The 224-nt window shown below is 56.7% G+C and carries 1 protein-coding gene; it reads left to right on the forward strand.

Annotated features, from left to right (window positions below; translation table 11 throughout):
• On the forward strand, positions 1 to 224 hold a 224-nt coding region (locus ACO0K8_RS22440; RefSeq protein ID WP_422948872.1), incomplete at both ends, for a hypothetical protein.

A 224-nucleotide genomic window follows, 5' to 3' on the forward strand; every position in this document is an offset into this window, starting at 1 on the left:
TTTAACGGTCACAGCAACGGTCACCGACCAAGCTGGTAATGTCTCCGCCCCAGGCACAGACAGTGCCGTACTGGATACCACCGCCACAGCAGCGCCGACGATCACCATCACGACCGACAGCAACAACGACGGTCTGATCAGTAAAACAGAACTCGGTGCAGCAACGACAGTGGCAGTCACAGTGGCTTTGCCAGGTACGGCTAAAGCAGGTGATACGCTGACGA

Origin of the sequence: Undibacterium sp. Ren11W, assembly GCF_049340485.1 — a bacterium.
GTDB lineage: Bacteria > Pseudomonadota > Gammaproteobacteria > Burkholderiales > Burkholderiaceae_D > Undibacterium.